The organism is Brevundimonas sp., assembly GCF_016463485.1.
Taxonomy (GTDB): domain Bacteria; phylum Pseudomonadota; class Alphaproteobacteria; order Caulobacterales; family Caulobacteraceae; genus Brevundimonas.
In genome coordinates this window covers 1-8,209 of record NZ_JAEMRD010000143.1, presented here as the reverse complement: position 1 = coordinate 8,209, position 8,209 = coordinate 1, and the positions used below count along the sequence as shown (strand labels likewise).

The following is an 8,209-nucleotide window of genomic DNA, read 5'->3' as shown; positions in this document are numbered from 1 at the left end:
AAGAAGATCATGATCAGGGCGTGGCCGGTGACCACGACGTTATAGCCGTGCTTGGTCTGTTCGACGAGGCCGAGCAGCTGGATGCCCGAACCCTCGCGGAAGATCTGGATGCCCGGCTCGGCCAGTTCCCAGCGGATCAGGCCCGACAGGGCCCCGCCCACGATGCCCGCCATGATGGCGAACAACAGGTACAGGGTGCCGATGTCCTTGTGATTGGTCGACAGGAACCAGCGGACGAAGAAGCCCGGCTTGTGGTCATGCTCGGCATGGGCGTCATGCCCCGGCTCGTGAGCGGCGTAGGTGTCTGGGGTGATGTCGGTGGCCATGTCTGAGCGGGCTCTGATGTATCGTTACTGGGCCGGCGCGGCGGCGGGAGCCGCAGCGGGGGCCGTAGGTGTAGTCGCCGTCTGGGCGGTCGGGATCGAGGTCGCGGCGGCGGCATCGGCCGTCGTGGTGACGGGGGCGTCGGACGTCCCGGCGGCGACTTGGGCTGCGGTGCCGCCCGGTGCTTCAGCAGCGGTCTTGGGCGTCATCGATCCGCCCTTGGACACGACCCAGGCGGCGAACTCGGCCTCGGTCACGACATTGATCTGGATCGGCATGAAGGCGTGATCGACGCCGCAAAGTTCCGAGCACTGGCCATAGAAGATGCCGGTGCGTTCGGCGCGGAACCAGGTCTCGTTGACCCGGCCGGGAACGGCATCGGTCTTGAGGCCGAAGGCTGGCAGGGCGAAGGCGTGGATCACATCGGCACCGGTGACCAGCACGCGGACGACCTTGCCGACCGGCACGACGATCGGCTCGTCGGCGGCCAGGCGGTAGGGCACGTTCTGGGCCCGGGCCTCAGCCTCGGGCAGCATGTTGGAGATATACTCCGGCACGCCCTGGTCGGGATACTCATAAGCCCAGTTCCACTGGTTGCCCGTGGCCTTCACCGTCAGATCCGGCGTCGGCATGTCGTGATAGGCGAACAGCAGGCGGAACGAGAACAGCGAGATACCCACCAGGATAAGCACCGGCAGCACCGTCCACACGATCTCGATCGCCGTGTTGTGGCTCCAGCGCGCGGGCACCGGATTGGCCTTCTTGTTATAGCGGATGGCGATCCAGATGATCAGGCCCAGCACGAACAGGCAGATCAGGGTGATGATCGGCATCAGAATGACGTCGTGGAAGAAATGCGCGTCGTGCTTGAGCTGCGAGGCCGCAGGCTGAAGCGCGATCCCGCCCGGCGTGGGCTGGCCCATCAGGGCTTTGGCGGTCGCGTCCGTGGCCATCAGCCCGTACGTCACCGCGGCCATCAGGCCCCCGGCGGCTGTCAGGGCTTTCGCGCCCATTCTGCCCATCCCCAGTCCCATTCGAAATCCTCTTAAACCCATCTGCAACAGGCATTTGCGACACAGTCGCAACAGCCCGCCGGACTCACCAGCCACAGCGTTGTGGGCGGTCCATATCGGCTCGTTTCGCGCTTGCCAAGGCGTCCAGCGAGCCATGACGACGCAGCAGGGTCGAGGCTGTCGATTAAATCGCTGTCATGTTTGAACAGCTACCTTGCGTCGATCAGTACCATGCCGTAATCTCCCTTCATCACAAAGGGAGGCCACACGGTGCCTGAAACCATAGAGATACAGTTGAAGAAGGGGGTGCTGGGGCTGTGTGTCCTGGCCCTGCTGTCGCGCTCCGACAGCTATGCCTACGAGATCGCCAGCCGGCTGTCGGACGCGATCGACATGGGCGAGGGGACCATCTACCCCCTGATGCGACGGATGCAGTCGGAAGGGTTGGTCGAGACCTATCTGGTCGAATCCAGCGCCGGCCCGTCGCGCAAATACTATCGTCTGTCCGAGGCGGGACGCGCGGCGCTTGCCGTCCAGACCGCCGACTGGAAGACCTTCACCGATGCGGTCGACGCGGTCCTCAACGCCCCCTCGCCCGCCCCTGAAACCGCAACTACGGAAGCCGCCCAATGACGCGCGCCGATTTCATGTCCCGCCTGAAGGCCGGTCTCGTCGGCCTGCCGACCACGGCCGCCGCGGACATCCTCAACGACTACCACGCCCATTTCGACGACGGCCGTGACGCCGGCCGCTCGGAAGCCGAGGTGGCTGCCGCGCTCGGTGATCCCGACCGACTGGCGCGCGAGCTCAAGGCCGAGGCCGGCGTCCAGCGCTGGCGTCAGGAACAGACCCCGTCGGCCGCGGCCGGCGCAGTCTTCGCCGTCCTGGGGCTTGGTGCCATCGATATCCTGATTTTGTTGCCCCTGCTGATGGGCGTGATCGGGACCCTGTTCGGCTTCTTCGTCGCCGTCATCGCCGTCTTCTTCGCCGGCGGGGTGGTCATGGTCACCGGGCCGTTCGCGGGCTTCCCCGGCGGAGGCGTCGCGGCCTTCCTGGCGGGCCTGGGCCTCATGGCCGGATCGGTCGCCGTTGTGGGCGGTCCATATCGGCTCGTTTCGCGCTTGCCAAGGCGTCCAGCGAGCCATGACGACGCAGCAGGGTCGAGGCTGTCGATTAAATCGCTGTCATGTTTGAACAGCTACCTTGCGTCGATCAGTACCATGCCGTAATCTCCCTTCATCACAAAGGGAGGCCACACGGTGCCTGAAACCATAGAGATACAGTTGAAGAAGGGGGTGCTGGGGCTGTGTGTCCTGGCCCTGCTGTCGCGCTCCGACAGCTATGCCTACGAGATCGCCAGCCGGCTGTCGGACGCGATCGACATGGGCGAGGGGACCATCTACCCCCTGATGCGACGGATGCAGTCGGAAGGGTTGGTCGAGACCTATCTGGTCGAATCCAGCGCCGGCCCGTCGCGCAAATACTATCGTCTGTCCGAGGCGGGACGCGCGGCGCTTGCCGTCCAGACCGCCGACTGGAAGACCTTCACCGATGCGGTCGACGCGGTCCTCAACGCCCCCTCGCCCGCCCCTGAAACCGCAACTACGGAAGCCGCCCAATGACGCGCGCCGATTTCATGTCCCGCCTGAAGGCCGGTCTCGTCGGCCTGCCGACCACGGCCGCCGCGGACATCCTCAACGACTACCACGCCCATTTCGACGACGGCCGTGACGCCGGCCGCTCGGAAGCCGAGGTGGCTGCCGCGCTCGGTGATCCCGACCGACTGGCGCGCGAGCTCAAGGCCGAGGCCGGCGTCCAGCGCTGGCGTCAGGAACAGACCCCGTCGGCCGCGGCCGGCGCAGTCTTCGCCGTCCTGGGGCTTGGTGCCATCGATATCCTGATTTTGTTGCCCCTGCTGATGGGCGTGATCGGGACCCTGTTCGGCTTCTTCGTCGCCGTCATCGCCGTCTTCTTCGCCGGCGGGGTGGTCATGGTCACCGGGCCGTTCGCGGGCTTCCCCGGCGGAGGCGTCGCGGCCTTCCTGGCGGGCCTGGGCCTCATGGCCGGATCGGTCGCCGTCGGTGCCCTGCTCTCGGTCGCCACCATCTGGCTGGTCAACGGCCTGGTGTGGTTCGCCCGCCTTCACTACCGCCTGCTCAAGCCCGCCCTGGGCGATCAAACCTTCGCGCAAGGAGACCGCGCATGACCCGCACCCTTCTGATCATCGCCGGGGCCGCCTTCGTGCTGGCCCTGGCCACCCTGGGCGGCGCCGCCGCCATCGGTGGACGCGACATGGCTGCCAATGGCTGGGAATGGACCTTCCCCGGCCACGGCGACGGCGGCGACGAGACCATCCGCTTCGAGCGCGTCGGCCGCGACAATGGCCCGTCAATCACCCGCACCCTGGCCTGGACCGGCGGCTCGACCCTGGCCGTCGACCTGTCAGCCGACGTCACCTATGTCCAGGGCGACCAGGCGGGTATCGTCGTCACGGGCCCGAAGTCCCTCGCCGACCGCGTCCGCCTGGACGGCAACCGCCTGACCATGTCGGACTCGGACAATGAGTCCTATGTCGTCTTCGGCTGGTCCAACGACGATCGCCTCAGCATCGTCGTCACCGCGCCATCGGTGACCACCTTCGACCTGCTGGGGTCGCTCGATCTCGACATCCGCGACTATGACCAGGACACCCTGGACATCGACCTGTCGGGTTCGGGCGAGGTGACCGCTTCCGGCAAGACCCGCGCCCTCAGCGTGGACATCAACGGCTCGGGCGAGGCGGACCTCGGCGCGCTTCAGACCGTCGACGCCATGGTCGACATCTCCGGCTCCGGCGACGCCACAGTCGCCCCCACCGGCCGTGCTGACCTCAGCATCTCCGGTTCGGGTGACATCGACCTGACCACCCGCCCGGCGACCCTGAACCAGACCATCACCGGCTCCGGCGACATCAGCCAGAGGTAAGGTTGGCCGTTCGGTCGCTTCACCACCCCGTTCGCGCGCGCGAACGGGGTGTCCGCTGGTTGGTACCCGATCTTTCCACCCGGCTTTTAAGCGGTCAGGACAGAGAGGCGGAGACGGTTCGGGCAGGCAACCGTTCCTCCTTTGCGGTCGAAGCACGGGTGAATTTCAGTCCTACGCCTTGCTGTCGTAGGCCGCGCCGTTCGCTGCATCGGCCGGAGCATAGGCGGTGGACGCCGCAGCCTTGGAACCCGAGCCCTTGGCGGCGACGACGACCATGGCGGGGCGGATGGTGCGGCCGAACAGTTCGTAGCCGGCCTGCATGGTCTGGAGCACGGCGCCGCCGGCGACCGTCTCGGACGGCTGTTCCATCATGGCCTGGTGCAGGTGCGGGTCGAAGGCGTCGCCCGGACCCGGCGCAACCTGCTTCAGATTGTTGTTGGCGAACGCGCCTTGCAGCGCCTTTTCGACCAGTTCCAGACCGGTCACGAGCGCGGCGGCGGGGCCTTCCGAATCCTTGGGCGCAGCTTGCAGCGCCCGTTGCAGGCTGTCAGCGACGGGCAGCAGATCCTTGGCAAAGCGCTGGATCGCAAAGGCGCGGGCGTCGTTCTGCTGCGTCTCCGAACGGCGCTTGAGGTTTTCCATCTCGGCGGCGACGCGGAGTGCCCGGTCCTTCCACTCGTCGCGTTCGGCCGCGACCTGGTCCAGCACGGTGGGTTCGACGCCGGCGTTGACCGCATCGGCGTTCAGAATGGCGTCGGCTTCGGCCTCGATCGCATCGAGTTCGGCCTGTGTGGGATGATTGTCGCTCAAGTGTCCTGTCCGTCCAGCATTCGCCCCAGCACCCGGGCAGTGTAATCCACCAACGGAATGATGCGGGCGTAGTTCAACCGCGCGGGTCCGATCACGCCGATGGCGCCCAGGACCCGCTGTCGGCCGTTCATATAGGGCGCCGCGATGACAGCGGAACCCGAAAGCGAAAACAACCGCGTTTCCGCGCCGATAAAGATGCGCACGCCTTGCGCCGCATTGACCCCGTCGAGCAGGCCGATCAGCTGTTCCTTCTGTTCCAGGTCGTCGAACAGGACGCGAACCATCTCCAGATCGGCGGCGGTCTCGTTGTTCTGCAGCAGGTTGGCGCGGCCGCGCACGATCAGGCTGCGTTCCCGGTCCGGCCCCCCGGACCAGGCCGCCAGACCGTCCTCGACCAGTCGGGCGGCGGCGGCGTCGAGCTGCTGGCGCGCCGCGTCCAGTTCCGCGCGCATCTCGGTCCGCGCCTCGGCGAGTGGGCGGCCCTTGAGCCGCGCGTTGAGGAAGTTGGACGCCTCCTGAAGCGTCGACGGCGTCACCCCGGCCGACAGGGGCATCAGCCGGTTCTCGACCGTTCCGTCGTCGCCGACCAACACCGCCAGGGCCTGATCGTGGCCGAGTGCCACGAACTCGACGTGCTTGACGCCCGCGTCCCGTACAGGCGAGGCCACGATACCGGCCCCGCCCGCCAGACCCGACAGCAACGACGACGCCGCGTCCAGCGCCTCGTCGAAGCCCCGGCCCTTCCCGGCCAGTCGCGCATCGATTTCGCGCCGCTCATCGGCCCCGATGTCGCCGATCTCGAGGAAACCGTCCACGAACAGGCGAAGGCCTGCGTGGGTCGGGATCCGCCCCGCCGAGGTATGCGGCGCTGCCAGCAGCCCCGCCAGGGTCAGGTCCTGCATCGTGTTGCGGATCGAGGCCGGCGACAGCTGGACCCCGCCGCGAGAGATGGTCCGCGACCCGACCGGCTCGCCCGTCTCCAGATAGGTCTCGACGATGCGTCGGAAAATGTCGCGCGCCCGGGCGTCCAGCGCGGTCAGGCCTCCGCCGGACGAGGCGGTTCCTGTTCCGAACGGAAGTGGGTTGGGGGCATACAGGCTCACGGTTTCACGATAAGCAGCGCGGCCCCACTCTCCAAGCCGTTCCTTGAAGGCCACCGTCATGACCGCCACTCCACGCCATTCCGGCCGCACGCCCCAACAACTCCGCACCGTCACGCTGGAGACCGGGGTGAACCGGTACGCCGAGGGGTCGTGCCTGGTTTCGTTCGGCCATACCAAGGTGCTGTGCACCGCCTCGATCGAGGACAAGGTGCCCGGCTGGATGCGCAATTCCGGCCAGGGCTGGGTCACCGCCGAATACGGTATGCTGCCCCGCGCCACCCATACGCGCGGCCGTCGTGAGGCCGCGGCCGGGAAACAGTCCGGGCGGACGCAGGAGATCCAGCGGCTGATCGGCCGGTCGCTGCGCGCCGTGGTGGACCTCAAGGCCTTGGGCGAACGTCAGGTGCTGATCGACTGCGACGTGATCCAGGCCGACGGCGGCACCCGCACGGCGTCGATCACCGGCGCCTGGGTCGCGATGGCGGCGGCGCTGGGGTACCTGAAGGCTGAGGGTGTGCTGAAGGCCGACCCGATCCTGGATCAGGTCGCGGCGGTGTCGTGCGGCGTGTGCAGCGACCAGCCCGTGCTCGACCTCGACTACGAAGAGGATTCCAACGCCGAGGCCGACAGCAATTTCGTGCTGACCGGGACCGGCACGATCGTCGAGATCCAGGCGACCGGCGAGAAGCGCGGCTTCTCCCGCGCCGAATTCGACCGGCTGTTTGAACTAGCCCAGGGCGGCTGTGACGACCTGTTCGTGCTGCAACGCGCCGCGCTGGAGGCCGCGCTGAAGGGCTGAGCCTGACGCAGCGGCCTCTTTCCCATCGCTGCGGATCGGCGCATCGTCCCGGTCTGGTCCGGATCGGAGACGTCCATGCGCGATGCTTTCGCCTCCCTGGTTTTCCTGCTGGCGGCGGTGACGCTTGTCGCGTGCGACAGCCCCGAGCCCGCCGCGCCGTCGGGGTCGCAGACGCCCACGGTAGCCAGCTCAGACGCGGCAGTCGTCATGCCGCTCGATGCGCCGCCTCAGGAGGAGCCGGTCGCAGAGGCCGGCACCGCTTCGGAGACGGCCTGCGCTGTCGAGCTGGGCCAGACGGCATCGGCGCGCCTTGTCGAGCGCTGCATCGCGGTCAGCCCCGCCACCCATCCGCCGTGCAACGCCGCCAACCCCTGCGCCCTGATTCGGGATGAGATCGACCGCTCGTGCGCGATGTTCGGCGAAGGTGAGGCGCGCCCTTCGGAGTGTACGGAAGCCGACGCACCGGCAAGATGAACGGCGGCTGAATTTCGCTCTGCCACAGTGCAAACAAATTTCGTGACACGCGGCTCAGCTTGGGTAATCTGACGTAGTTGCGTTCGAGCAACCTTAATGGGGGACTACCTTTATGAAGCTCTTGAAGACCTCATCCGCACTGGCAGTCGTGATGCTACTGGGCGCCATGACCTCGGCGGCTGACGCCGACGTCGTCATCGTCAATGACGACGCACCCGCCTGGGTCGCCGGCATGGCCGACATCGCCGACGGCTCCGCCCTGGCCTTCCAGGACGCCGAAGACGACGAAGAGTGCGACGACGAAGAGGATGACGAGGAAGACGACGAAGAGGACGACGAGGAAGAAGACGACGAAGACGAAGAAGAGGACGACGAGGAAGACGACGAGGACGAGGAAGACGACGAGTGCGAGGACGACGAGGACGAACTCGTCTGAGACCACGCTTCACCGTTGTGAAACGTCAGGAGGGCGGTGGCTTCGGCCACCGCCCTTTTTCGTGGGCCATCGCTGCCGCAAGACACGAAAAAGGCCCCGCTGTTTCCAGCGGGGCCTTCGTCATTTCAGCGATGATGCCGAAGCCTAGTCGCGGCGCGGACGACGACCACGGTCGCCACCACCGCCCTCACGCTTCTTGCCGCCGCCGCCGGTGTCTTCGGTCAGGGGGGCCTCGCCGCGTTCGGCGCGTTCGGCGTTGATCTTGTCCGTCAGGTCTTCACCCGTG

At 67.0% G+C, this 8,209-nt stretch carries 11 protein-coding genes and 1 pseudogene; 8 read left to right on the top strand and 4 right to left on the bottom strand.

Annotated elements, in window-relative coordinates; translation table 11 throughout:
* Positions 1-326: pseudogene (locus JHC99_RS15660) on the bottom strand (cytochrome c oxidase subunit I); the annotation flags it as partial.
* Between the two features lie 24 nt (positions 327-350).
* Entirely contained in the window at positions 351-1,301 is a 951-nt protein-coding gene (gene coxB, locus JHC99_RS15655; RefSeq protein WP_292155407.1) for a cytochrome c oxidase subunit II, read from the bottom strand.
* Positions 1,302-1,607: 306 nt separating this feature from the next.
* On the opposite strand from coxB, the gene JHC99_RS15650 reads away from it, so the two are divergent.
* Genes JHC99_RS15650 through JHC99_RS15630 form a run of 5 tightly spaced genes read left to right on the top strand, consistent with a single transcriptional unit; the run spans position 1,608 to position 4,301 of the window.
* Positions 1,608-1,970 carry a PadR family transcriptional regulator gene (locus tag JHC99_RS15650; RefSeq protein WP_292155401.1) on the top strand — a complete coding sequence of 121 codons (363 nt, stop codon included), beginning with the start codon at positions 1,608-1,610 and terminating at the stop codon, positions 1,968-1,970.
* Complete coding sequence (locus JHC99_RS15645) at positions 1,967-2,566, top strand: DUF1700 domain-containing protein (RefSeq protein WP_292155403.1); 600 nt, start codon at positions 1,967-1,969, stop codon at positions 2,564-2,566. Before JHC99_RS15650 ends, JHC99_RS15645 begins: the two co-directional genes overlap by 4 nt.
* A gap of 30 nt (positions 2,567-2,596) precedes the next feature.
* Positions 2,597-2,959, top strand: a complete 363-nt coding sequence (locus tag JHC99_RS15640) for a PadR family transcriptional regulator (protein WP_292155401.1) — start codon at positions 2,597-2,599, stop codon at positions 2,957-2,959.
* A complete protein-coding gene (locus tag JHC99_RS15635; protein ID WP_292155399.1) occupies positions 2,956-3,543 on the top strand; it encodes a DUF1700 domain-containing protein in 588 nt (195 codons plus the stop codon). The genes JHC99_RS15640 and JHC99_RS15635 overlap by 4 nt, the downstream gene beginning before the upstream one ends.
* Positions 3,540-4,301, top strand: coding sequence for a DUF2807 domain-containing protein (locus JHC99_RS15630; protein ID WP_292155398.1), 762 nt, complete (start codon positions 3,540-3,542; stop codon positions 4,299-4,301). Before JHC99_RS15635 ends, JHC99_RS15630 begins: the two co-directional genes overlap by 4 nt.
* Before the next feature lie 171 nt (positions 4,302-4,472).
* Here JHC99_RS15630 and grpE read toward each other — a convergent pair whose 3' ends face one another.
* Positions 4,473-5,009 carry a nucleotide exchange factor GrpE gene (gene grpE / locus JHC99_RS15625; RefSeq protein ID WP_366927842.1) on the bottom strand — a complete coding sequence of 179 codons (537 nt, stop codon included), beginning with the start codon at positions 5,007-5,009 and terminating at the stop codon, positions 4,473-4,475.
* 98 nt (positions 5,010-5,107) lie between these two features.
* The gene (gene hrcA / locus JHC99_RS15620; protein ID WP_271147113.1) at positions 5,108-6,214 is read right to left on the bottom strand and encodes a heat-inducible transcriptional repressor HrcA; all 1,107 of its coding nucleotides are present in this window, start codon (positions 6,212-6,214) and stop codon (positions 5,108-5,110) included.
* A 58-nt stretch (positions 6,215-6,272) separates the two neighbouring features.
* On the opposite strand from hrcA, the gene rph reads away from it, so the two are divergent.
* The 3 genes from rph (at position 6,273) to JHC99_RS15605 (ending at position 7,923) form a co-directional block, all read left to right on the top strand.
* A complete protein-coding gene (gene rph / locus JHC99_RS15615) occupies positions 6,273-7,013 on the top strand; it encodes a ribonuclease PH (RefSeq protein WP_292155394.1) in 741 nt (246 codons plus the stop codon).
* Between the two features lie 75 nt (positions 7,014-7,088).
* Complete coding sequence (locus JHC99_RS15610) at positions 7,089-7,487, top strand: hypothetical protein (RefSeq protein ID WP_292155393.1); 399 nt, start codon at positions 7,089-7,091, stop codon at positions 7,485-7,487.
* A 112-nt stretch (positions 7,488-7,599) separates the two neighbouring features.
* Positions 7,600-7,923: a hypothetical protein gene (locus tag JHC99_RS15605; RefSeq protein WP_292155392.1), complete on the top strand. Its 324-nt coding sequence runs from the start codon at positions 7,600-7,602 to the stop codon at positions 7,921-7,923.
* Positions 7,924-8,209 lie beyond the last annotated feature (286 nt).

Bases quoted from the DNA above. Each gene is read 5' to 3' on its own strand.
- coxB (WP_292155407.1), bottom strand. From the start codon at position 1,301: ATGGCCGCGGTGACGTACGGGCTGATGGCCACGGACGCGACCGCCAAA.
- JHC99_RS15645 (WP_292155403.1), top strand. From the start codon at position 1,967: ATGACGCGCGCCGATTTCATGTCCCGCCTGAAGGCCGGTCTCGTCGGC.
- JHC99_RS15635 (WP_292155399.1), top strand. From the start codon at position 2,956: ATGACGCGCGCCGATTTCATGTCCCGCCTGAAGGCCGGTCTCGTCGGC.
- JHC99_RS15630 (WP_292155398.1), top strand. From the start codon at position 3,540: ATGACCCGCACCCTTCTGATCATCGCCGGGGCCGCCTTCGTGCTGGCC.
- rph (WP_292155394.1), top strand. From the start codon at position 6,273: ATGACCGCCACTCCACGCCATTCCGGCCGCACGCCCCAACAACTCCGC.
- JHC99_RS15610 (WP_292155393.1), top strand. From the start codon at position 7,089: ATGCGCGATGCTTTCGCCTCCCTGGTTTTCCTGCTGGCGGCGGTGACG.
- JHC99_RS15605 (WP_292155392.1), top strand. From the start codon at position 7,600: ATGAAGCTCTTGAAGACCTCATCCGCACTGGCAGTCGTGATGCTACTG.